Raw genomic sequence first — 21,248 nt, 5'->3', positions numbered from 1 at the left:
GGGTTTCGTGTTAACGGTGGTATGGTTTAGCTTCGTTGTGACTATTGGTGTGTGTCCTGAATGTATCGATAGAGAAATTATGAAGGGATTCGTAAGAACGCGGTGTTAGCTGTTAAAACGTGTCTACCTATAAATTGTTGGAGGATTTATGAAAGGTCATGCTAAATGTGTATGTGGCTCAGTCGCACTAGAAGTTGAATATGCTAGTAATGAGGTGGCGGCATGTCACTGTAGCATATGTCGCAATTGGGGCGGTGGTCCAATGCTAGCCATCGATTGTGCTGATTCAGTACAAATAACAGGTGAAGAAAGTATCACAAGATACGCATCCTCAGAGTGGGCAGACAGAGGGTTTTGCAATAAGTGTGGAACACATTTGTTTTATTACCTTAAGCCTGCAAATCAGTACCACCTGCCAGTTGGCTTGCTTCAAGGCGAAGACCATTTTCAGTTTACTCATCAAATATTTGTTGATGAGAAGCCCGAATATTATGATTTCAAAAACGAAACTCAGAATATGACTGGTGCTGAAGTGTTTGCTCATTTTGAAGCTGAAGGGTAAACAGCTAATAAAGCGTTAAAGAAGGACTTGGTGCGCGTGGCATTTTCACTATGCGTTGATTTAAGTGATTAAGGTGGTATGCGGCGGCTTTTGTATTGCGTTGCTTACCCCTACAGGGCGTTAGTTAACTGGGGGAACATGTTAGAACGTCAACTAGAAAAGTTAATTAGAAATACTCCTGAGCTAATGGAAACTGCACAAGCATGCATTGAGGTTGGATTACCTGATTACTATATTGCTGGAGGTTCAGTCACACAATTGATTTGGAACTCACTATCAGGTGAAAGTCCACTCAAGAATGTTAAGGACTTCGATATTATTTACTTCGATATCGCTAGTACATCTAATGAAGAAAGCTACAGCAGCCGAATTAACAGTGTCGTGAACCATAAAATCCCAATTGATGTGGTAAACCAAGCACGTGTTCATGAATGGTACCCTCATAGGTTTGGCCAAACTATATCTGCATATACAAAAGTAGAGCATGGCATTGATTCTTGGTTATCTGCATTTGCGATCGGATTTAGGTTAAATTCAAACGGTACAATGCGTATTTACTCGCCTTATGGGCTAACTGATGCATTCAATAAACGGGTAAAGCCAAATCCCATTGCCATGACGCGCGAAAGCTACAACCAAATGGTTGATGGCTATCGTAAGCGTTGGCCTGACATTACCGTGAAGCCTTGGGAATAGCCAACTAATAAAAATGTTATAAGTTTAAAAGGAATAAAATGAAACATCATGTAATGCTAGATATTGATGGAACACTACTCCTAATCACGCTTATGACACATATGAGCCTTCTGCCTGTCAATAGGCAATAATTCCTATTGGCTGCGTGATCAGCCAATGCTTTTCGAACAACAAAGTTATCTACTAGAAAGCAGGTAGAGAGAAAACGAGGCTGCCTATTATCAAGAATGTTAGCCGTCATGGAGATTGCTATACTCAAAGTGATAGAATAGTATCACTTTAGTATTCCTTTAGAGCAGCTCTCATGAAAGTAGAACTCGTTACATCACTCAAGCGCCAAGCAACAAAAATCCTTGCCGATCTCCACGAAACTAAAGAACCAGTGTTAATTACCGAACATGGTAAGCCATCGGCATATCTGGTTGATGTTGATGATTACGAGTTTATGCAAAATCGTTTGGCGATTCTTGAGGGGATTGCACGAGGTGAACGTGCATTAGCTGACGGTAAAGTGGTGAGTCACGATGAAGCCAAGGACAAAATGTCAAAATGGCTGAAATAATCTGGACTGAGCCAGCGCTATCTGACCTCAATGATATCGCTGAATACATCGCACTTGAAAATATCGCAGCTGCAAAAGAATTGGTTCAAGCGATCTTTTCTAAAGTCGAGCGCTTAGAGGCTTCCCCTGAATCGGGTCGCATTCCGCTTGAACTAGAACATCTAAGTTATCGTGAAGTTGTAGTTAGTCCGTGCCGTATTTTCTATAAACAAGACGGCGACAAAGTAGTTATTCTGTTTGTTAGGCGTTCTGAGAGAGACTTGCGTAAGTTCCTATTGAGCAAGCTGGGAATGAGCGGCTAACACATATTGAGGATCTCTTATTGGGGTTGTTATGGTGTCTGTCCCAATTAGATTTAAATGATGAGGAGATTCGTAACAGCAGGGCAGCATGGCATTATGTTGAATTAGGAACAACACAGATGAAACAGCAATTTATTCTAATGTCTGAGTACAACCAATGGATGAATGAGTCATTACTCTCGTATTTGGATGAGGGAGTTGACCTTGATATTTACGAGGAAAAAGGCGCGTTTTGGGGCTCAGCTTTCAAAACGATGAGTCATATTTTTACTTGCGACTTGATGTGGTTACATCGATTTACCAATGTTCAGAGTTCCTATGACTTGAATGAAAGTCTGAATGAGTTTCCTCATCCAACTTCTATTAGTACGCATTGCTTCGAAACTCTAGATGAATTGCGTACAAGTCGTGGTAAATTAGATGTTGTAATTGCTGACTGGGTAAGTTCCATTAGTGATACTGAATTTGATTCTAATGTGGTTTATCAAAACTCTTCAGGTAAGGGGTTTTCAGAACCCTTCGCATCGGTGTTACTGCACTTTTTTAATCACCAAACTCATCATCGAGGTCAAGTGACAACCCTAATTAGTCAAAGTGGTGACAATTCGTATTGTACTGATCTACTCGGTCTCATTCGAAAGTAAAAGCATAAAAAATTACTAAACAGGGACTCCTGACATATGGCGAGTTCATAACTGATTTTATGGCACAATGTTCAGGTTGGGTGTGATCACTTTATCGCCTGTTAGTAAGGCACGGGCAGAACGCCCAATTATTTTCCCAACCCATAGGTATGCGTTAGGCGCAGATATTATTCTATTGCCAAAGAGCCTTCGCCACTAATGATGGGTGTGTGTCCTGAATTCATCCGGAATGTAATCCCTACACTCTGATCTCCAAATTAGAAAAGCTGAACTTGTGGTTCGTGCATAATTTATCTCTGTATTATGTAGGATGTTCTTTTGAGTTGAGATGACTCTCACTACATAGATAGGTCCATTTCTATTTATAAATTCATTTCTGTGAAAATGAATTTATATATAAATTACTTAAAAAAATCATAGATTTGAATATAGATTTTACGTGGCTGTACTTGATTTAAGTGGAGCTCATTAACGACCAAACTACTTTACATTTAAGGATGGAATTATGGGTAAAAGACGTTCAGAAATTAATGGTCCAAACGATCCCTCTACGGGTCCAAGTCTTGATCTTGAATCATCAGAAGAGGCTATGGGTATCAATAGTAAAGAACGTGATTGTCCTACTTTTGCGCGTGTGTAATGCCTTCTTCAACTAGTCCTATGGCTTTTCGCTCGTCAGGTGTTTCGTATTCAGAGTTCCACTCGATAGAGAGAGCGTTGTCTGAGCTTGTACAGAACATAGAGAACTATGATGAAGTTGAGCTTGATATTGATCTCAAGGCAACCGAGTTTCTAAACAAACACGATAAGCTATGCCAAATTATAGATTTGTCGGAGTTGGATAGGTTGCCATTTATAGATTTATCAAGCCTGCAAGAAGACTCTATGGGTTTTAAGGTGCATTACAATTGTCTGTTAAGCTCAGTTAAAGCGAAAGGGTATGATTTACTTGTTCATACTGCATTTAGTCAGAGCAACATATGGCTCACGTCTACGTACATTCCCGGGTTGGAGCGCTTCAATATTATAGACAAGGGGAAATGGGTCGTGCCACTGGGGGGATAAGTAATGCATGTAGCTACCTGCCTAAAGTATTTTTTACTCTTTTCTACTTTGCTTCTTCTTAAGATTAACTTGGCTTTGCCTTCTTATTTAATCGGGCAAATAATCAATGTTGTCTCTCAGACCGTATCACTGGAAAGCATGGAGACTTTGTTAATCTATTTGTTGCTATCTACGCTAGTGACTATTTGTATATCTCCTTTTTTTACGTACTTTTTTGAACAAGAGATACAACTTAACGTCGAAACTAAATCACGATCAATGTTTAGTCAGTTGATGCGTAAACCCTTCAGTCATTTCAAACGCTTAGAGATAGGTTCACTAGCTAGTAAATTTGAAAGAGGTATTGGGTCTTATGAACAGTTCATCAACCTAAGTGTCTCGCGAGGCTTGCCCTTAGTCATTGAATTGTTTGTTTTGTGTTGCGCTATTGTTTTTTTTAGTGGATGGATAACCTTTACTCTTGTGATATTTATCCTAGCCATTTCCACAATGATTAAGACTCTAATTATTAGGCTAAGACGCCCTTATATTGGTAGAGTAAACGGTGCAGAAGATGAAATATTAGACCAAATTGTTGGTGTATTTGCTGGTATACGTACGATTCAGTCTAATCGTGTCGAAGGTTTTTTTGAGAAACGCTTAGCTCCATTTTTTGAAAATTATAGACAAGCAACGGTCTCACTTGCTGTCAGTCGGAGTGTTTTTGATGGTGTCGCTATAGCTACACAGAGTTTAATTTCGCTTTCAATTATCGCATTATTTATATTTCACTTGTTTCCAGAACAACGCTCTGATGCTGGGGAACTTGTCACTGCGTTGCTTCTCTCTGCTAGTTTAACTAGAGCTTTTACTGGCCTGTTAGATGTATATCGATTAATGGATCAAAGTCGTGAAGATTTTTCAGCATTAAAACTGATTCTAGATAACAAAGATGAAATAGTGGAACTTAGTAAATTGTTGGAGAGTGTTCTTCAAGAGTTAGCGAAGCCTGATGTAAACACCATTGCTGTTATAGGTAAAAGTGGCCAAGGGAAAACAATTTTACTCGATACTCTTTCTGGCTTGTTGACATCAGAACCAGTGACTCCTCTATCTTCTAATTACCTAGAGCAAAATAATTTTGTTTTCTCAGGAAGTGTCTATGACAACCTCACGCTTGGAAAAGATGTAAAACATGATTGGTTAACGAAACAGCTAGATAAAGTAGGGCTCTCACCTAGATTAACACTAGATACTATTTTACAAGGTAATGGTCAGAACCTTAGTGGGGGGGAAAAGCGTAGGCTCTGTTTTCTTAGAGCCTATATTCAAGCACCTGAACTGTTACTGTTAGATGAGCCAACAACTGGCTTAGATAGTCAAACAAGCCGGGCTTTGTGGAAGATGATTTTTAGCTTATTAGACCCTAAGTCTAAGATGGTTGCCGTGACACACGATAGCTCTTACTTAGACCATTTCGATAAAGTCATCGTTCTAGATTAACTTGGAGCTCTGTGAATCAATGCATTCTGGTTACTAACGTAATGAGGTAATGCCCCATTCTGTGCTAGCGACAAGTAATTTAATCAGGCACTATAGGCTTAGCATTTCCTAGCCTTTTACCACTTGTCTCTGCGGTGCCGCCAGCAAAAGGCAAAGTAACTTTATCTGATGTCCTAATCGATGCTGCGGAAATCTGCTCTGCTGGGTGAAGTAATTCTTTAATTGGGGCACCCTTTGGTATAAAGAATCCTTCAGTTAATGACTCAAGTAGTCGAGGGGGAGCTCCACCTTTCTTATCATTCCATATTACGACCCATATATGAACCAAGAAAATGATGGGTGTGTCCTGAATTTACTCATGTGTCTTCGTCGCCGGCATGACAAAGACACATATTTAGGCTTAATTAGAAAATACGTTTTAGTACGGGTGTTTTGCAAATAAGATAGCCAATCAAAAAAGAGCCGATCACCGATGGGATCGCAATGACCACAAAGTTGATTAAAGGGATCTGGGTCATAAAGGGCCGATAAAAGTCTGCGGCAAAACTCATAGGAACATTCTGCACCACGTAAGCAGCAAAAGCAGTTCGGGTAAGTATTGAACTCCATTTCCCCTTGTTATTGAAAAGCATTTTGAAGCTATACAGCAGAAACATCGACATTCCAATCACGGTAAATCCACGAGTTACCATCTCATCATTCAGGCCATAGTCTGAAGCTATGGGAGAGATGAATGCTCCCGCTACAATCCACATCAGGATCCCAGAGAAGGCGTGCTTCAACTCCAGCTTGTCAAGCCATTGGTATCTGTAAGCTTGGATACCAAAGTAAAACATGCTGATATACATGGGGAAATATTTGAGAGAGTGAAAACCTAAGAAATTCTTACCTAGTGCTTCCATAAGATATAAGCCAAAGAAATTGACCGGAATTATCATAACGGCAAACAGCAAGATCGTCCAAAGCGTCGGAAAAGGTTTATCAACGTAAATATTCTGATTCCCAGCCCTGACAACTTGGAACAATGCGAATACCGCGCTAAACACAATCAAAGTCCAACAGAACCACGTGACGCCTAATCCAATATTCGCGGTAAGGAAAAAGTCTTTAACATTTGATATGGCATACTCGAAGGATAGGATTGGAAAGATCACAAATAAGGTCATTAGAGTTGGGAGACTGAGCCGCTTGAACTTATCTAACAGAAACCTACCGGCTCCTTTGCGCTCAAAAGAGGGGAGCACGAAATAGGCTGAGATAAAGAAAAACAGTGACATAAAAAACGACTGATTAATCTTATTAAATTTACCTAGAATATTATACTGATGCTGCATAATTTCATCGACTTGGGGTAAATTGTAACCAATGGGGTCTAGGCCTGCCGTGGATGCACTGTGATGCACAATCACCAATATTGCCAACACCCACTTGATATTATCCAGATAGTCGTAACGTTTAACTTGCATCGAATTATTCATTGAGACTCCAATCTTTCTAACAAAGTACTACCAACGAAAACTACCACGTGGCATTTTTATTAAGTTGGTAATAGAAAAAGCTTGCCATAGTCAGGCGTTGTTTATTATTTACACCGTGAAAATAGCTTTCATAATTTCAAAATGTCTTTGATGTTGACAGTGTAAGGCAATGAAATGTCAGGATATATAAAGTATGCTTTATGCAAGACATTACTAGTGGTTATGTATAGGCTCAAGAGTGAAACCAAATTTAGATTTGAATTTGCTGGTGGTTTTTTTAGAGGTGTATCGGCTTCGATCCATCACATTAGCGTCGGAATCATTAGGTTTGACGCAACCTGGGGTGAGTGGAGCATTAAAGCGGTTGCAATCTCAGCTAGGGGGCACTCTTTTTGTACGAGAAGGGCGCGGAATTAGCCCAACACATGCTGCAATTAAACTAGCGAACGAGATAGAACCAGCGCTAACGGTAGTCGAAGGTGCGCTAGGCAATGTCGCGGATTTCGATGTCCAAAATCATCACACGTTTACGGTTTATGTCAATGAGATAATTATGCATACGATAAGAAACAAAATTGAGCTCGACCCGACAATGGGTAATTGCAAAATTAATCTCCATATGACGCCCAATACAGAAGATGAGTTGTTATCTCAGTTAAACTTACATAAAGCCGATTTAGCCATTGATATCGGTTTGCGCAGTAATCCGTCCTTTTCTTATCAATCCTATATCGATGATGAAGTGGTTGTCGTATGTCGTAACGATCACCCCAACATCCAAAAGACAATCACTCAAGCGCAGTTCAATGCTGAAAAAATAATTTTTATGCAAAAGAGGCGAATAGATTTACTCGAAATGAATTATTTTTCTGATGAACGTTTTCTGCCAAAAGACGTTGACTGTGAAACCGCATCTATTCTTTCAATCTTATGTTTAGTATCAGAGAGTGACGCCGTTGCTCCTGTAAGCCGACTGATGGCCCAAAAATACGCTTCGTTGTTTAACTTACAAATTCTGCCATTACCATTTTCCTCCAAGCCTTTCCAACACGTCATGATGTGGCATAAGCGTGATGACCATAACTCAGCCAATCAATGGTTGAGAAATAAACTCTATGATGTTCTATGACGCTAAACCAAAAGTTTCGCCTTTTGCTATTCCAGTTAGTTTCCAACTTTGTTAACTGTGATCAACAACCTAATTAGTCTTGGTAGTATGCTGCTGGCCAGTACTTCCGAGGTTTAGTGACTACAGCCAATCAACTGAGTATGCGGTGTAATGCCCAGAGAGTTATTCTCTAGTGGCCATTCTTCACTTTAGAACTACGAGTGTGTGTCCTGAATTTACTCTTTGTGTGCACAGCCGATTGATCTGGTGGTGCACGGAGAGCAAATCTGAGCCGAGATGCACTGCTTTAGATACTGTCTGAACCGCAGAGCCAGAAAGGTTAACAAGTGATTACACGCTCCCTTGTTTTTATATGATGAAAGAATGTATAGCTTGATACATTTACATTAATTTTTAGTCACTTATGATAGGTTGATGGTAAATTGAACAGACCGAAAAACGAGATTGCCAGTTATTAAGAATGTTAGGTGTTCTCATCGCCAGTTGAGCTTTATCTTTTCAGTGAATCTTTTAGTTGTTAACCTCACTCCCATATGAATGATTAGGAAATGGTTATGAAAATCAGGTTATTGATTTTAGTTTCAGCACTTCTCTTAAGTGGTTGCTCTCTGCTCGTAAGTGAAAGCCACTTTGGTGAAAGTTGGACGGGGCATCATATAGATGAACTTGTAGAACAGTGGGGCGAACCCAACCAAATGAGGTCTAAAGAGGGTGGTGTGATTGAAGCTGAATATAGAATTTTCAGCGACAGTTGTACGTACGTCTTTATTACGGATGAGCAAGGTATCATTGAATCTTATAAGTATGAAAGCACATTCTTAGGAACATGCAAACCAATAGGGTAAACACCGAACCATAAATTTAAAGGTGATTCACAATGCAACTCTCCCCAAAAACGGGTCGCTAGTAATTAGCGCTTTTTCGTTTGCACAGAAACGCAAATCGTCAAAATACTGAACTTTAGTGGCCACCACACTAGACAGACGTGAGTTGCAAGGTCGGCTCGCCGTCGCAAAGCATATGGTCCTTAAAGCAAAGGCGAACCAAACGGTTCGCCTTTTTTTACTGAAGTTGGTTTCCAACTTGGTTATCTGTGATCAACAACCTAATTAGTCTTGGTAGTTCTCGATGCTAGGGCAAGAACAGATTAGGTTACGGTCACCGTATACGTTGTCTACGCGGTTTACTGTTGGCCAGTACTTCCAAGACTTAGTGGCAGGTGATGGGAAACAGCCAAGTTCACGCGAGTATGGGCGATCCCATTCTTCAGCCGACAGATCAACTTGAGTATGCGGTGCGTTAACCAGAGGGTTATTCTCTAGTGGCCATTCACCCTTCTTCACTTTCGCCATCTCTTCACGAATCGCGATCATTGCCTCACAGAAACGGTCGATCTCTTCCAGATCTTCAGACTCTGTTGGCTCAACCATAAGCGTGCCGGCAACAGGGAACGACATAGTAGGTGCGTGGAATCCGTAGTCCATCAGGCGCTTAGCGATATCTTCTTCACTGATGCCTGTGTCTTCTTTCAGCGGGCGAATATCAATAATGCATTCGTGTGCTACGCGGCCATTTGTACCACGGTAAAGAACAGGGTAGTGAGGGCGTAGACGCTCCATCATGTAGTTCGCGTTTAGAATCGCAACCTTGGTCGCATCAGTCAGTCCAGCTTCACCCATCATGGCGATATAAGCCCAAGAGATAGGCAGAATTGACGCGCTACCGAGATCTGCTGCAGAGACAGCAAAGTCTTCGCCTTCCACGCCGTTTTCGATGTGGCCAGGAAGGAATGGTGCTAGGTGCGATTTCACACCGATAGGCCCCATACCCGGACCACCACCACCGTGCGGGATACAGAAGGTCTTATGCAAGTTAAGGTGAGAAACGTCAGAGCCAATAAAGCCTGGAGACGTCAAGCCAACCTGAGCGTTCATGTTGGCACCGTCTAGGTAAACCTGACCGCCAGCAGCATGAACCATTTCACACACTTCTTTCACTTGCTCTTCATACACACCGTGCGTAGAAGGGTAAGTGATCATAATGCTAGACAGGTTGTCTTTGTGCTTCTCAATTTTTGCCGCGAGATCGTCGATATCGATGTTACCGTCGTCATCACACTTCACCACGACGACTTTCATTGACACCATAGAAGCTGTTGCAGGGTTAGTACCGTGTGCTGAGCTTGGGATCAAACAAACGTTACGGTGACCTTCACCGCGGCTGTCATGGTAGCGTTGAATCGCGATAAGACCAGCGTACTCACCAGATGCCCCCGAGTTTGGTTGTAGGGAGAAATCGTCGTAGCCTGTGATTTCACACAGCTTCTCTTTCAAGTCTTTCGCTAGAGCTGAGTAGCCTGCTGCTTGCTCGATGGGAGCGAATGGGTGAATTGAGCCGAATTCAGGCCAAGTCACCGGGATCATTTCAGCCGCCGCATTCAGCTTCATGGTACAGCTGCCCAGTGGAATCATACCGTGCGTCAATGAGAAGTCTTTGTTCTCTAGCTGCTTGAGGTAACGCATCATCTGCGTTTCGCTGTGGTGCGTATTGAATACTGGGTGAGTTAGGTACTCTGAAGTACGACGCAGTGCTTCAGGGATAGCCGCGAACTCGTTGGCTGCGATTTCAGAAGACAGTGCATTGATTGCTTCTTTTACGCCAAATATAGCAAATAGTGCTTCCACATCGTCAGTCGTTGTCGTTTCGTCGCAACTGATACCTAGCTTGCCGTCTAGCTTACGCAGGTTGATGTCTGCCGCTTGTGCTTTCGCGTACAGCTCTTCTGTCTTACCAGCCGTGTTGATCGTAATGGTATCGAAGAAGCTATTGTGTGCGAGCTCGTAGCCTGACTTAGTCAGACCTGCTGCAAGCATAGCGGTCATGTGGTGAGTACGACGAGCAATGGTACGTAGACCTTCTGCGCCGTGATAAACCGCATAGAATGAGGCCATGTTTGCCAGCAGTGCTTGAGCTGTACAGATATTTGAAGTCGCTTTCTCGCGGCGGATATGCTGCTCACGAGTCTGCATTGCCATACGCAGCGCTTGGTTGCCTTTTGTATCAATAGACACACCGATGACACGACCAGGCATGGTACGTTTGTGCTTGTCACGTGTTGCCATGAAGGCGGCGTGTGGACCGCCGTACCCCATAGGCACGCCGAAACGTTGAGCGGAACCGATGACAACATCTGCGCCCATTTCGCCAGCTGGTTTCAACAGTGCACATGCAAGTAGGTCAGTGGCGACAGCCACCAATGTTTTGTTGGCTTGCGCTTTGGCGATGATGTCTGTTAGGTCACGAACTTCACCCGTCGTACCTGGGTACTGCACCAGCGCACCGAATACGTCTTGCTCCGGAAGTGATTCAAGCGAACCGATTTGTACGTCAAAGCCGATGTATTTAGCACGAGTCTTGACCACTTCTAGCGTTTGTGGGTGAACATCGTCGGCAACGAAGAATACGTTACTTTTGCTCTTGCCTGCACGCTTACATAGGGTCATCGCTTCGCCAGCTGCTGTTGCTTCATCGAGCAGAGACGCGTTAGCGATATCCATTGCCGTCAAGTCCATTACCATTTGTTGGTAGTTCAGCAATGCTTCTAAACGACCTTGAGAAATTTCTGGTTGGTAAGGAGTATAAGCGGTATACCAGCCTGGGTTTTCCAATACGTTACGTAGAATCACGTTTGGCGTAAAGGTATTGTAGTAACCCTGACCGATGAATGTACGTTTAATTTGGTTTTGATCTGCGAATTGACGCATTGCAGCCAGCATGTCTGCTTCGCTTAATGCTTCAGCCATTGTCATTGGCTGTTCTAGGCGAATTTGAGCTGGTACGGTCTCGTCGATCAGTGCGTCAAGACTGACAGCATTGATCGCATCCAACATTTTTTGTTGGTCAGATTTGTTTGGTCCGTTGTGGCGAGCAACGAACTCATTTTGTGTACTGAGGCTTTGAAGTAATTCAGTCATTGTCCTTTACCTACTCCGTCATTCCGGGTATCGGATATCATTACTGATATAAATAATTATACGTCCGAACTTTGAAAAAAAGCTGCCTCCCAGTTGGGGGCAGCTTTAAACGGGTCCTAATTACTCGTCTTCGATCGAGTTTAGGTACTCTTCTGCGCTTTTCAGATTGTCTAGCTCTGATGCGTCTGACATCTTCACCTTAACAATCCAACCGCCTTCGAAAGGTTCTTCGTTGATAAGCTCTGGGCTATCTTCTAACTCTTCGTTGATTTCTAGAATTTCACCAGTGATTGGCGCGTAGATATCTGAAGCGGCTTTTACAGATTCAACCAAAGAGAAGCTGTCACCCGCTTCGATTTCTGCTTCAACTTCAGGTAGGTCTACGAATACAACGTCACCTAGCATTTCTTGTGCATGCTCTGAAATACCGATAGTTACTGTGCCGTCACCGTTATCACGTACCCACTCGTGGCTATCTGCAAACTTCAGTGTGTTGTCCATTGCTTCATCTCCAAAAATATAAATTTGATTAAATTGTTTATTGGTAAAGTGGGTAGCGATTACACAACGCTTTCACTTCTTTGCGAACGCGTTGCTCTACTTCTGCGTCACCTTCAGGGTTGTTCACCAATCCATCCAGTACATCGCCAATCCAGTTACCGATGAGTTTGAATTCTTCAGCGCCAAAGCCGCGGCTTGTACCCGCAGGCGTCCCTAAACGGATGCCCGATGTAATCATAGGCTTCTCTGAATCGAAAGGGATGCCATTTTTGTTACATGTGATCCCCGCACGCTCCAGTGCTTCTTCGGTTTTGTTACCTTTCAAGCCCTTAGGGCGAAGGTCAACCAGCATTAAGTGCGTGTCGGTGCCGCCAGTCACAATGTCACAACCGCGAGTTTGCAATACTTCTGCTAGAACTTTTGCGTTATTGATCACTGAATCAATATAAGTGTTGAATTCTGGGCCTAGCGCTTCACCGAATGCGACGGCTTTAGCTGCGATAACGTGCATCAGAGGTCCACCCTGAAGGCCTGGGAATACCGCTGAGTTAATTTTCTTAATAATGTCTTCGTGGTTAGTCAGAATCATGCCACCACGAGGGCCACGTAATGTTTTGTGCGTCGTTGTGGTTACAACGTGTGCATGTGGCAGTGGGCTAGGGTGAGCGCCTGTAGCGATAAGACCCGCGATGTGCGCCATATCAACCATTAGAATCGCATCGACTTCATCTGCGATTTCACGGAACTTAGCGAAGTTGATAGTACGCGGAATAGCACTACCACCAGCGATGATCATTTTGGGTTTGTGCTCCAGTGCCAGAGCGCGAACGTCTTCGTAGTTGATTTCTAGGGTTTCACGATCCACACCGTACTGAACGGCATTGAACCATTTACCAGAAAGAGCAGGTCGCGCACCGTGAGTTAGGTGGCCGCCCGCATCGAGAGACATGCCTAGAATGGTATCGCCAGGTTGAAGCAGAGCCAGTTTAACCGCACCGTTTGCCTGGGCACCAGAGTGAGGTTGAACGTTCGCGAAATCGCATTTGAACAGCTGTTTAGCGCGCTCAATGGCAATGGTTTCTACGGTATCAACATGCTCACAACCGCCGTAGTAACGACGACCAGGGTAACCTTCTGCGTATTTGTTGGTTAGGCAAGTGCCTTGAGCTTGCATAACGGCTTTAGAAACAATGTTTTCTGAAGCAATGAGCTCGATTTGTTCGTTCTGACGGGTATTTTCCGCTTGGATACCAGCGAAAACCGCGTCGTCTGTAGCAGCAAGATTCGTCGAGAAAAAGTTCTCTAGGCTGTGATTTTGGTAAGTGTTGTTCATGGTAGATGACCTTCCATTCGCGCTAACGAGATTATTAATAGGGTTATCGCTCTCGTTAGTCCTCTTTCTATTTTCTGCCCTCAAAACTGAAGACAGGGTGAATTCTATACCCCAAAGTGATGTGTCAAAATCTAGGGGAAAAGCCGATTCTCACTGTTAAATCACTTTATCAGCCAGTTCGGAAATAGCATCTCTACAACTAACAAGTTGGTAACATAACGGTTGTCGAAGGAACAATCAACCAAAAATTTCCTATTGGAAACATGGTTTCTAAAAATGTTACAAAGAGCACGCTTTATTTCCTATTGTTATCTTTCCTCTCTGAGTGGGTTGGTGCACAATGAAAATGAAACAGGAAGTGGACGTTTAATAAGAGGGAAGCATGCCCGAAGATATCTATGATGAGTACCCATCTTTGACTCTGGCAAAAGAGGCCGCCGATCAAAATATCGAGCCCCTGAAATTGGGTGAGAGAATCAAGGATATTCGCGGTAAGTTAGGGATCACTTTAGAAGAGGCGAGTCAACGTACTGGTCTCGCTCGTTCAACCCTAAGTAAGATCGAGAACGAGCAGATTTCTCCTACGTTTCAGGCGATGCAAAAGTTGGCGCTTGGATTGCAAATAGATATGCCACAACTCTTTGAACCACCTAGAAAAAAGGTGGCAACAGGGCGTAGGGATATCACCAAAAATTTGCAGGGGAAACCTCACCCGACACCGACCTACGAACACGAGCTGTTAGCGACTCAGCTTTCCAATAAAAAGATGATGCCTTTTAAAAGCCAAGTGCATGCTCGAAACTTTGAGGAATACGGTGATTGGGTTCGTCATGACGGTGAAGAGTTTTTGCTGATTTTGTCTGGCTCTGTCATGTTCTATTCGGAGTTTTATGAACCGGTGGAGTTGAGTGAAGGAGACAGCGTTTACTATGACGCGAATATGGGTCATATGCTGATCTCAACCAGCGAGCAGGATGCCAATATTTTGTGGGTGACCGCTAAATAACATGATTTAAATACAATTTCCTATAGTGAAGGCAAACGTTTGCTATTGGGATTTGGATGAGTACAATAGCGCCATCTCGGGCTTTATCAGTCTGGGGTGGCGTTTTCTTTTGGTGCCTTCTAATGTGAATATGATGTTAAATGTCACACTTTGGACTGTTCTCCTGCGGTTAATGGTGCAAAAATTCTCCACTCGTGTTTATTATTGGAAACAAGGTTTCCTTGAACGGAAAACGAACCTGATTAAATGGAGACAACAATGACTCAAGATCTACTCAAAACACCACTTCATACACTTCACGTGGAAGCTGGTGCGAAAATGGTTCCTTTCGCAGGCTATGACATGCCAGTCCAATATAAGCTGGGTGTAAAGAAAGAGCACTTGCATACTCGCGACGCTGCGGGTCTTTTTGATGTGTCCCACATGGGGCAACTTCGTTTGCACGGTGAAGGTGCCGCGGCATTTCTTGAGTCGTTAGTTCCTGTTGATATCATTGACTTACCACAGGGTAACCAGCGCTATGCTTTCTTTACCAATGAAGAAGGCGGCATTATGGATGACCTTATGGTGGCAAACCTAGGTGACCACCTTTTTGTTGTGGTTAACGCTGCATGTAAAGAGCAAGACATCAATCACCTTGAAGCTCACCTACCTGCAGGTGTTGAACTAGAGATCATCGATGATCGCGCATTGCTGGCTCTTCAAGGCCCTAAAGCCGTTGATGTGCTGAAACGTTTCAACCCAGAAGTGGCTGAGATGCTATTTATGGATGTGAAGAAGTTAGACATCCTAGGTGTCGAATGCATCGTCAGCCGCAGTGGTTATACGGGTGAGGATGGTTACGAAATCTCTGTTCCGAACACCCATGCTGAAGAGCTTGCACAGAAGCTGACAGCAGAAGAAGAAGTGGAGTGGATTGGCCTCGGTGCACGTGATTCTCTTCGTCTAGAGTGTGGCCTGTGTTTATACGGACACGATCTTGATACAACAACAACGCCTGTAGAAGCAAGCCTTCTTTGGGGCATTCAGAAAATTCGCCGGATAGATGGTGAGCGAGCAGGCGGTTTCCCCGGTGCCGATATCATTCTTAAGCAGATTGAAACGAAAGATGTGTCACGTAAGCGTGTTGGCCTAGTGGGGCAGACGAAAGCGCCAGTGCGTGAAGGTACGGAGCTGTTTGATGCTAATGACAATAAAGTTGGTGTTGTTACCAGCGGTACAGCGGGTCCAAACGCAGGTAAGCCCGTTTCGATGGCCTATGTACGTGCTGACCTCTCCGCTATTGGTACGGAGCTGTTTGCAGACGTTCGCGGTAAAAAGCTGCCGATGACGATTGAAAAAATGCCATTTGTACCTCAACGTTACTACCGCGGCTAGTGACAGCCCATAAGATAGTCTCGTTATTGAAAAGCTCACTAAGGTGGGCTTTTTTCTTTTGCAGCCTCACACTTTAACTGATAGTTAAATTTTTAGCGTCATAGTTTCAAGCAAGTTAACATTTTTGAGGAAAAGATAGCTCGACGATCTTAAATTACTCGACTTGAAGAATTTCTGATGGGTACCATTGCTGTTTGATTTAAATGTGCATGGAAACCTGTATGAGAAAGCTATCCATACTTTTGCCTCTATTGCTTGTGTCCAAGAGTTATGCGCTGGATGTGACCCCCTATATTGTCAATGGCACCGCTGCGGATATCAATGAATTCCCTTCATTTGCCAGTTTGTATTTTAATGATGGTAGTCAGTATGGGAACTTTTGTGGAGCGACGGTCATTAACTCTCAATATGTGTTGACCGCCGCACACTGTATCTACAATGAGAGTTACAAGAATTTGCATACTTGGGTGGTTCCCCAGTTAACAGATCAGAGTCAGTACCCAAGCGGGAGCTTTCAAGCCTCTCGAGCGAAAGAGTTCTATTTTCCTGATGATTATGTCGATTCTAAAGCGCAAAGGTGGCCCAACGATATCGCTATTATCAAACTAGAATCCCCACTCAATATTTCGGATTATCAATATCTTCTGAATACCACACAAAATGATAGCTACGCATTGAACAATGGAACGAATTCGTTCAAGGCGGTAGGGCATGGTTTGATTCAAGGCAATGTGGCTTCGAGTGGCACCTTGCTGGAAACGAGTTTGGAGCTAGAAGATAAATCAGTGTGTGGTTCTACCGATAAGCAGCTGTGTTTTGATGGTGTCCAAAATGGCTCGTACAAGAACGCAGTCTGTAACGGTGACTCAGGCGGCCCGGTCTATTGGCATGATGGTGGTCAGTTTGTTCAGATTGGCATTACCAGCTTTGGCCCTGAAACTTGTGGCGATCCTTCTCAGCCCGCCACCGGTGTATTTACAGAAGTGTACGATTATAATTCATGGATCAGCAGTGTAATTTCTGGTGGGCAAACTCCTAAATATTATGTTTCTACGAGCAATGGTGGTACACGTTCTCTCGTCGACAACACAGTGCAAAGCACTAGCGACAGCAGTGGTGGAGGCGGTGGTGGCTCACTGGGCTATCTGTCTTTATTGTTAATACTGGGCGCTTTTTCCAGAAGGAAGTTAACAAGTTAGATACCGTTTGTCCTTTCGTGAGCTAAACTTAACGTTGACGGATACGAAAGGGAGACGGGAATGTGAAAAATTCAATTTGGTTTCTTAGCCTGATACTACTCAGCTCCCGATTAATGGCGTTTGATGTCTCGCCTTATATTGTTAACGGGAGCAACGCAAACATCGTTAATTATCCTTCTTTTGCCAGCCTTTTTTACCGCAACGGAAACACTTACAGCACCTCTAGTTATTGTGGCGCGACAATGATAAACAGCCAATACGCGTTGACCGCAGCTCACTGCATTTACGGTAATGAAAGTACCATGTTATACACGGTTGTGGTGCCCCAATTAGAGGATGAATCCAATTTTCTCACCACTCAGCAGGCGCAAGCTTCAGAGTTTTATTATCCGGATGATTATGTTGACTCAGCGTCAGAACTTTGGCCTAACGATATCGCGATTATTAAACTCGAAACCGCACTTTCTGTATCCGATTATTCTTCACTGTTAAATACGACGTTAAACAATAACTTTCCTAGCCCAGCAGATTACAAAGCAATAGGCCATGGCCTGATAGAGGATGGTTCGAATGGTACTCGGTTGTTGGAAACGTCGCTGGAATATATCTCACTGGCGAGCTGTCAAACCCAATACAGTAAGGTGACAGATAAACAAATCTGTTTTGGTGGACCACTGGTTGGCAGCTTGCAAAACTCTACCTGTAATGGTGATTCAGGTGGGCCAGTCTATTGGTATGATGGCAGTCAGTACATTCAGATTGGTATTACTAGCTTCGGACCGAGTACGTGTGGGGATGCGTCACTGAACGTGACTTCCGTGTTTACTGATGTCTATGATTACATCGGTTGGATAAACAGTGTTGTTAACGGGCAAGTCACACCAAAGTACTATGTGACGACCGTCAATGGGGTCCGGGTTTTGAACAGCAATGTCAATGGCAGTTACACCAGTGCGACGTCTGAGGGTGGTAGTGGCGGAACCCTTAACCTTGTCGTTTTACTGTCCATGGGCATGATTTATTCAAGGAGAAAAGGCATCCTAACTCGCCTATTCAAATAGATACGAGATATATAAACCGAATCTCAAAAATGAGACTAAGTGGTAAGTATCTAAAATAAAGACGATAAATTGTGCGTTTGAATCGCTATCAATGATTTACTGTGTTGACTATTTACAACTAAACGATAGTTTTAAATGACAGAATAAGTTGAGCCGGAGAGTTCGCAGATGGCAAATAAATGTACCCACGAAATAACCTTTCTTTCAGACGTGAGCATGCAATCCAAATTGTTTAAAGATTCTTTAGAGCAAGGCGTTCAATTGGACGTCACTATTGTTCCGATTGAAACGCTGGAAGAATGTGAAGGTAAGAGTGCCGTTCTTGGCGATTACATTCTGTTTGACTACCACTATCTTGACGACGAGAGATTTGATTTCTATAGCCACATTCGCTCTCTAAGTAGCAAGAACTCAAAGGAAATTGTGATTAACTGTCCGAAAGATGTGCCTTCGACACAACTTTTTAAATGGCGAAATCTCGTCGGGGTTTTCTATGTCGATGACGACATTTCTTTACTGTTAAAAGGTATGGAAAAAATCATGCAGGATGAAATGTGGTTGTCGCGCAAAGTCGCTCAAGATTACATTGAGCATTTTCGTTGTGCGAACAATGTAACCACATCGCAAGCTTACGCCAACTTAACCAAGCGTGAGAAAGAAATTATGCGCTTGCTGGGCCATGGTGCATCCAATCTGCAAATTGCCGATGAGTTGTTTGTTAGCGAGAATACAGTGAAAACCCACCTACACAATATTTTTAAGAAGATTAATGCTAAGAACCGTCTTCAGGCACTATTGTGGGCGAATAATAACATTGCACTCGAAGAAAGAGTTTAAAAGCGTTTAGTTTTAGGGTCGTGATTTAAAAACGGGAGCTGAATTGCTCCCGTTTGTTATTAGTCGTATAGGGTCGGAATTGGTTGACGTTTATGTTGTGTCGCTTTGTAGATGGCGATCAGTTTGTCTGATGCTTCTTGTGACACTGGCTTTCCTTCCAAGAAGTCATCAATCTGGTCGTAAGTAAGGTTGAGCGCATCTTCATCGGCTTTTTGCGGGGCCAGTTCTTCTAGATCGGCGGTGGGTGTCTTTTTAACAAGAAGTTCTGGCGCTCCTAATGTTGCTGCGACTTCACGTACCTGACGTTTGCTCAAACCAAATAATGGCGCTAGGTCACAGGCACCATCACCGAACTTGGTGTAGAAACCAGTAATGTTTTCCGCTGAGTGGTCAGTACCAAGTACTAGCCCCCCGACATACCCAGCAATTTCGTATTGAGCAACCATGCGCGCTCGAGCTTTCACATTACCTTTTACAAAATCGATCTTAGAGGCTTGTTTGGGTAAGAGGTCTGTGTGCGCTAGCGCTTGATGTGAAGCGGCATGTAGGCCATCTACACCAGCTTTGATGTTAACCGATACTGAGTGTGAAGGCTGAATGAACTGAAGCGCGATTTGTGCTTCGTCTTCATCTTTTTGTTCGCCATAGGGCAGACGAACAGCAATAAATTGATAGCCGCCATCCGTTTCTTCGTTCAGTTCATTGACGGCAAGCTGTGCTAGGCGGCCACAGGTTGTTGAATCGACTCCGCCACTGATACCAAGCACTAACGCTTTGCACTTTGCTTCCTGCAATTTACGCTTAATAAATTCGACACGACGCGATATTTCAAACTGTGGGTCGATTGATGGCAATACACGCATCTCGTCGCGAATTAGCTGTTCCATTATGTTTCCTTCCTGCAAGCAATGATTTTCAAAAATAATGGTAATATCATACCTAATTGAACAGATTTGAACACGGTGAACAGTGATTTCACAATCATCAGGAAAGAAAATGAACAAAATCGCAGTATTCGGCAGCGCATTTAACCCACCGACGCTTGGCCACAAGAGTGTGATCGACTCACTGACCCATTTCGATCGGGTTTTACTGCTGCCGAGTATTTCTCATGCTTGGGGGAAAGCAATGCTTGACTACCAAGCTCGATGTGAATTGGTCGATGCATTTATCGAAGATCTGCAACCTAGTAATGTTGAACGGTGTCGAGTTGAAGAAACGATTTATCAACCAAACCAAAGTGTCACAACCTTTGCAGTTTTGAATGAATTGCAGCGTCAGTGCCCAGAATATGACATTACTTTTGTCATTGGCCCTGACAATCTATTTAATTTTGCTAAATTTTATAAAGCAGATGAAATACTTAGTCGATGGTCAGTGATGGCATGTCCTGAAACTGTCAAGGTCCGTAGTACGGACGTGAGAAATGCAATAAGTGACAAAAAAAACATTAATTCACTGACGACGCCTAAAGTTTGCCAAATGTTAGCCGAAAAAGGGTATTATTAACGAATGCTGTACTAATTATTCGGGGTGTGAATGAAAGGTCGCTCATTGATATTGATGATTGGGGTAGTGTCTTCCTCTGCTGGCGCATGCGAGCTGTATAATACTGGCTATTCGTCTGATTCGGTGTTGTTTCATTCTTCACGCGGGATCTGTTTCTCTTTACTCGATGGCATCCAATATACTGCGAATAAACTCGATGCTTTTGATGAGTGGATATCGGAAGAGCGCTCTACAGACTATTCCTCATACTGGGCTGACTGGGTTTTGCAAACAGAGACCAGCCCAATCCTGAGTCAAAGTCTTGCTTCTAATTATATTGGCATTGGTGTTTGGGTTCCGTCGGAACTAGAAGACAAAATCAATGTTGCAGAGACAGAAGATTGGATCATGAGTCATGGGCTGCAGTTAAGTGTTGGTTTCGGCGAGAAGAAGCTAGGCGAGCCAAGGCTAAGGTTGGATTATCGCTGGCATGATGACTACGAACGTGATGTTATCATGCAGCTAGAACTCCCATTCTAAACCTAGCAGTTT

At 43.4% G+C, this 21,248-nt stretch carries 22 protein-coding genes; 17 read left to right on the top strand and 5 right to left on the bottom strand.

Translation table 11 applies throughout. The annotated features are described in order from the left end of the window. Positions 1-148: 148 nt before the first annotated feature. The 8 genes from OH455_RS14490 to OH455_RS14455 all read left to right on the top strand — a co-directional run bounded on the left by OH455_RS14490 (position 149) and on the right by OH455_RS14455 (position 5,313). Complete coding sequence (locus OH455_RS14490) at positions 149-562, top strand: GFA family protein (RefSeq protein ID WP_269981897.1); 414 nt, start codon at positions 149-151, stop codon at positions 560-562. A gap of 138 nt (positions 563-700) precedes the next feature. Continuing rightward, positions 701-1,258 (top strand): nucleotidyltransferase family protein, encoded by a 558-nt coding sequence (locus OH455_RS14485; RefSeq protein WP_269981896.1) that lies wholly within the window; start codon positions 701-703, stop codon positions 1,256-1,258. 304 nt (positions 1,259-1,562) lie between these two features. After that, entirely contained in the window at positions 1,563-1,820 is a 258-nt protein-coding gene (locus OH455_RS14480; RefSeq protein WP_045974123.1) for a type II toxin-antitoxin system Phd/YefM family antitoxin, read from the top strand. Further along, complete coding sequence (locus OH455_RS14475; protein ID WP_045974122.1) at positions 1,808-2,122, top strand: type II toxin-antitoxin system RelE/ParE family toxin; 315 nt, start codon at positions 1,808-1,810, stop codon at positions 2,120-2,122. Before OH455_RS14480 ends, OH455_RS14475 begins: the two co-directional genes overlap by 13 nt. A gap of 119 nt (positions 2,123-2,241) precedes the next feature. Then, positions 2,242-2,766 carry a DinB family protein gene (locus tag OH455_RS14470; RefSeq protein ID WP_269981895.1) on the top strand — a complete coding sequence of 175 codons (525 nt, stop codon included), beginning with the start codon at positions 2,242-2,244 and terminating at the stop codon, positions 2,764-2,766. 505 nt (positions 2,767-3,271) lie between these two features. Then, complete coding sequence (locus OH455_RS14465) at positions 3,272-3,406, top strand: hypothetical protein (RefSeq protein ID WP_269981894.1); 135 nt, start codon at positions 3,272-3,274, stop codon at positions 3,404-3,406. Further along, positions 3,406-3,831 carry a hypothetical protein gene (locus tag OH455_RS14460; RefSeq protein ID WP_269981893.1) on the top strand — a complete coding sequence of 142 codons (426 nt, stop codon included), beginning with the start codon at positions 3,406-3,408 and terminating at the stop codon, positions 3,829-3,831. Before OH455_RS14465 ends, OH455_RS14460 begins: the two co-directional genes overlap by 1 nt. A 3-nt stretch (positions 3,832-3,834) precedes the next feature. Beyond that, a complete protein-coding gene (locus OH455_RS14455; RefSeq protein WP_269981892.1) occupies positions 3,835-5,313 on the top strand; it encodes an ATP-binding cassette domain-containing protein in 1,479 nt (492 codons plus the stop codon). A 404-nt stretch (positions 5,314-5,717) separates the two neighbouring features. Here OH455_RS14455 and OH455_RS14450 read toward each other — a convergent pair whose 3' ends face one another. Then, entirely contained in the window at positions 5,718-6,791 is a 1,074-nt protein-coding gene (locus tag OH455_RS14450; RefSeq protein ID WP_269981891.1) for an acyltransferase family protein, read from the bottom strand. A gap of 238 nt (positions 6,792-7,029) precedes the next feature. Between OH455_RS14450 and OH455_RS14445 the strand changes: the two genes are divergently transcribed. Together OH455_RS14445 and OH455_RS14440 are read left to right on the top strand one after the other, a co-directional pair. Continuing rightward, positions 7,030-7,920: a LysR family transcriptional regulator gene (locus tag OH455_RS14445; RefSeq protein WP_269981890.1), complete on the top strand. Its 891-nt coding sequence runs from the start codon at positions 7,030-7,032 to the stop codon at positions 7,918-7,920. A 554-nt stretch (positions 7,921-8,474) separates the two neighbouring features. Further along, a complete protein-coding gene (locus OH455_RS14440; protein ID WP_269981889.1) occupies positions 8,475-8,765 on the top strand; it encodes a hypothetical protein in 291 nt (96 codons plus the stop codon). A gap of 264 nt (positions 8,766-9,029) precedes the next feature. On the opposite strand, the gene gcvP is transcribed toward OH455_RS14440, so the two are convergent. The 3 genes from gcvP to OH455_RS14425 all read right to left on the bottom strand — a co-directional run bounded on the left by gcvP (position 9,030) and on the right by OH455_RS14425 (position 13,728). Next, the gene (gcvP, locus tag OH455_RS14435; RefSeq protein WP_269981888.1) at positions 9,030-11,894 is read right to left on the bottom strand and encodes an aminomethyl-transferring glycine dehydrogenase; all 2,865 of its coding nucleotides are present in this window, start codon (positions 11,892-11,894) and stop codon (positions 9,030-9,032) included. 120 nt (positions 11,895-12,014) lie between these two features. Further along, positions 12,015-12,395 (bottom strand): glycine cleavage system protein GcvH, encoded by a 381-nt coding sequence (gcvH, locus tag OH455_RS14430; protein ID WP_006961445.1) that lies wholly within the window; start codon positions 12,393-12,395, stop codon positions 12,015-12,017. Between the two features lie 37 nt (positions 12,396-12,432). Next, a complete protein-coding gene (locus tag OH455_RS14425; RefSeq protein WP_206373389.1) occupies positions 12,433-13,728 on the bottom strand; it encodes a serine hydroxymethyltransferase in 1,296 nt (431 codons plus the stop codon). A gap of 382 nt (positions 13,729-14,110) precedes the next feature. Between OH455_RS14425 and OH455_RS14420 the strand changes: the two genes are divergently transcribed. The 5 genes from OH455_RS14420 (at position 14,111) to OH455_RS14400 (ending at position 19,208) form a co-directional block, all read left to right on the top strand. Further along, positions 14,111-14,734, top strand: coding sequence for a helix-turn-helix domain-containing protein (locus OH455_RS14420; protein WP_045974111.1), 624 nt, complete (start codon positions 14,111-14,113; stop codon positions 14,732-14,734). A 258-nt stretch (positions 14,735-14,992) separates the two neighbouring features. Then, positions 14,993-16,111 carry a glycine cleavage system aminomethyltransferase GcvT gene (gene gcvT, locus OH455_RS14415; RefSeq protein WP_269981887.1) on the top strand — a complete coding sequence of 373 codons (1,119 nt, stop codon included), beginning with the start codon at positions 14,993-14,995 and terminating at the stop codon, positions 16,109-16,111. 221 nt (positions 16,112-16,332) lie between these two features. Further along, a complete protein-coding gene (locus tag OH455_RS14410) occupies positions 16,333-17,310 on the top strand; it encodes a S1 family peptidase (protein WP_269981886.1) in 978 nt (325 codons plus the stop codon). Positions 17,311-17,372: 62 nt separating this feature from the next. Next, a complete protein-coding gene (locus OH455_RS14405; protein ID WP_269981885.1) occupies positions 17,373-18,371 on the top strand; it encodes a S1 family peptidase in 999 nt (332 codons plus the stop codon). Between the two features lie 168 nt (positions 18,372-18,539). Continuing rightward, positions 18,540-19,208, top strand: coding sequence for a LuxR C-terminal-related transcriptional regulator (locus OH455_RS14400; RefSeq protein ID WP_206370067.1), 669 nt, complete (start codon positions 18,540-18,542; stop codon positions 19,206-19,208). Between the two features lie 59 nt (positions 19,209-19,267). On the opposite strand, the gene nadE is transcribed toward OH455_RS14400, so the two are convergent. Beyond that, the gene (gene nadE / locus OH455_RS14395; protein ID WP_045974107.1) at positions 19,268-20,095 is read right to left on the bottom strand and encodes an ammonia-dependent NAD(+) synthetase; all 828 of its coding nucleotides are present in this window, start codon (positions 20,093-20,095) and stop codon (positions 19,268-19,270) included. A 109-nt stretch (positions 20,096-20,204) separates the two neighbouring features. Here nadE and OH455_RS14390 point away from each other — a divergent pair, with 109 nt between their 5' ends. Next, positions 20,205-20,717, top strand: a complete 513-nt coding sequence (locus tag OH455_RS14390; RefSeq protein WP_219348756.1) for a nicotinate-nicotinamide nucleotide adenylyltransferase — start codon at positions 20,205-20,207, stop codon at positions 20,715-20,717. A gap of 30 nt (positions 20,718-20,747) precedes the next feature. After that, positions 20,748-21,236 carry a hypothetical protein gene (locus OH455_RS14385; protein ID WP_269981884.1) on the top strand — a complete coding sequence of 163 codons (489 nt, stop codon included), beginning with the start codon at positions 20,748-20,750 and terminating at the stop codon, positions 21,234-21,236. The last annotated feature ends 12 nt before the right edge of the window (positions 21,237-21,248 follow it).

The sequence above is a fragment of the Vibrio sp. T11.5 genome, assembly GCF_027587155.1.
GTDB classification, from domain to species: Bacteria; Pseudomonadota; Gammaproteobacteria; order Enterobacterales; family Vibrionaceae; genus Vibrio; species Vibrio neptunius.
This window is presented reverse-complemented; position numbering and strand designations above follow the sequence as displayed.

Bases quoted from the DNA above. Each gene is read 5' to 3' on its own strand.
- OH455_RS14420 (WP_045974111.1), top strand. From the start codon at position 14,111: ATGCCCGAAGATATCTATGATGAGTACCCATCTTTGACTCTGGCAAAA.
- OH455_RS14490 (WP_269981897.1), top strand. From the start codon at position 149: ATGAAAGGTCATGCTAAATGTGTATGTGGCTCAGTCGCACTAGAAGTT.
- OH455_RS14455 (WP_269981892.1), top strand. From the start codon at position 3,835: ATGCATGTAGCTACCTGCCTAAAGTATTTTTTACTCTTTTCTACTTTG.
- OH455_RS14390 (WP_219348756.1), top strand. From the start codon at position 20,205: ATGAACAAAATCGCAGTATTCGGCAGCGCATTTAACCCACCGACGCTT.
- OH455_RS14485 (WP_269981896.1), top strand. From the start codon at position 701: ATGTTAGAACGTCAACTAGAAAAGTTAATTAGAAATACTCCTGAGCTA.
- OH455_RS14470 (WP_269981895.1), top strand. From the start codon at position 2,242: ATGAAACAGCAATTTATTCTAATGTCTGAGTACAACCAATGGATGAAT.
- gcvP (WP_269981888.1), bottom strand. From the start codon at position 11,894: ATGACTGAATTACTTCAAAGCCTCAGTACACAAAATGAGTTCGTTGCT.
- OH455_RS14480 (WP_045974123.1), top strand. From the start codon at position 1,563: ATGAAAGTAGAACTCGTTACATCACTCAAGCGCCAAGCAACAAAAATC.
- OH455_RS14475 (WP_045974122.1), top strand. From the start codon at position 1,808: ATGGCTGAAATAATCTGGACTGAGCCAGCGCTATCTGACCTCAATGAT.
- OH455_RS14425 (WP_206373389.1), bottom strand. From the start codon at position 13,728: ATGAACAACACTTACCAAAATCACAGCCTAGAGAACTTTTTCTCGACG.
- OH455_RS14440 (WP_269981889.1), top strand. From the start codon at position 8,475: ATGAAAATCAGGTTATTGATTTTAGTTTCAGCACTTCTCTTAAGTGGT.
- OH455_RS14385 (WP_269981884.1), top strand. From the start codon at position 20,748: ATGAAAGGTCGCTCATTGATATTGATGATTGGGGTAGTGTCTTCCTCT.
- gcvT (WP_269981887.1), top strand. From the start codon at position 14,993: ATGACTCAAGATCTACTCAAAACACCACTTCATACACTTCACGTGGAA.
- OH455_RS14410 (WP_269981886.1), top strand. From the start codon at position 16,333: ATGAGAAAGCTATCCATACTTTTGCCTCTATTGCTTGTGTCCAAGAGT.
- OH455_RS14465 (WP_269981894.1), top strand. From the start codon at position 3,272: ATGGGTAAAAGACGTTCAGAAATTAATGGTCCAAACGATCCCTCTACG.
- OH455_RS14460 (WP_269981893.1), top strand. From the start codon at position 3,406: ATGCCTTCTTCAACTAGTCCTATGGCTTTTCGCTCGTCAGGTGTTTCG.
- nadE (WP_045974107.1), bottom strand. From the start codon at position 20,095: ATGGAACAGCTAATTCGCGACGAGATGCGTGTATTGCCATCAATCGAC.
- OH455_RS14450 (WP_269981891.1), bottom strand. From the start codon at position 6,791: ATGAATAATTCGATGCAAGTTAAACGTTACGACTATCTGGATAATATC.
- gcvH (WP_006961445.1), bottom strand. From the start codon at position 12,395: ATGGACAACACACTGAAGTTTGCAGATAGCCACGAGTGGGTACGTGAT.
- OH455_RS14400 (WP_206370067.1), top strand. From the start codon at position 18,540: ATGGCAAATAAATGTACCCACGAAATAACCTTTCTTTCAGACGTGAGC.